At 48.5% G+C, this 1339-nt stretch carries 1 pseudogene; it reads right to left on the bottom strand.

From position 1 onward, the window contains the following. A pseudogene (locus R7Q09_RS24235) lies at positions 1–1339 on the bottom strand (hypothetical protein); the annotation flags it as partial.

Below are 1339 nucleotides of genomic sequence, written 5' to 3'. Positions count from 1 at the left end.
ATTGACCATTGATGGAGAAGCGGTCTGACGTTGGTGCACTAACAATCGCCACGCTGTAATCCGTAAAAGCTGGTTTGCCATCAGACGTGTTAATCTTGTCCAGTTCATCCACAATGGTGGCACCATTAGTGGTACTTTCACCTACGTTGGTGACTGAGACTTGATACTGGATCTGGCCATTCGGATTGTAGTGACAATCAGTGCCCGTCGAAGATGGGAACGTACACGTACTGCTGTCGGCGGTCGTGTTCAGCACCAGTTTTTGGAAATCTAAAACAGGTGCGACAGGAGGAATGGTTTCCGTTGTGTCACTCTGGTTGCCGGCTTTTGCGGTGTTTCCATCGATATCACCGACAGCATCAGCGCGAACTTTCCCCTTTACGGTAAATTCGATCACTTCTTCAGGCGCAATATCGACCACCAAATCCAGATCATCGGTGGCATCGTATGGTTCGATGTAGGTGTCTTGCGTGCCACTGGTACCAACAGAGGTAAAGACGTGGCTGATTTCAGATTCTGAAAATGCCGATTTCGTTGTGTCACCAATAACTTCAACACGAACATTAGAGATGATGTCTTGAATCGCGGCCTCATCACGCCATACCGGTTCGGTGTTGGTCACCGTAAACTTATACACCACCTCATCTTCTGGTTTATAAGTGTCTCCCGCTGCGTAAGGTTTACCAGCAATCGAACCAATCTCTTTGTTAACGGCTAGATTGCTGCCTTCCGGTGTCACGCGAGCTGTCGCGAAGTTCGTGCCGTCGTATTTCGGCGTCGAAGCAATTTGATCCAAAGCGTCTGGACGAATACGTGACTTCATCACAAACTCAATCCAACCGCCCGGCGCAATGGATAGAACTGGAATATCGATATCCGCATTTGCACCACCAACAAAGCCGCCGATATCCGTCGTTGCTTCACCAGAAGTTTTCACGCTCACATCCCATCCGTGCGCAGCAAAGGCAGGTAAACTCTGCGCGTCTGATTCTCCAGCCGCATTTTGTGCCACTCGGACTTTGATGTTAGAGAATAACTCTTGCAGTGATTTGTTGTACTCCAGTCCTTTACCATTGTTTTGGAGGCGCAGACGGTACACGATATTTTCACCACTAGACGTGTGATTGTACGTCAGCTTTTCGCTCGATAAAGACGAATCCGTGTACGCTTTATGGGATTTGCTTACCTCAGAAGGCAGCATGTTGGCTGGCTCAGCAACTAGGTTATGACTGTTATCGATAACCGCCACGTTTAAGATTTGGCCAACCGCTTTCTCGCTGATCTTTGCTGTCACCGTATATTTGATGAAAGTGCCGCCAACAGCGAAACTATTTGCTGC

The organism is Vibrio sp. 2130-1 (assembly GCF_033339515.1).
This window is presented reverse-complemented; position numbering and strand designations above follow the sequence as displayed.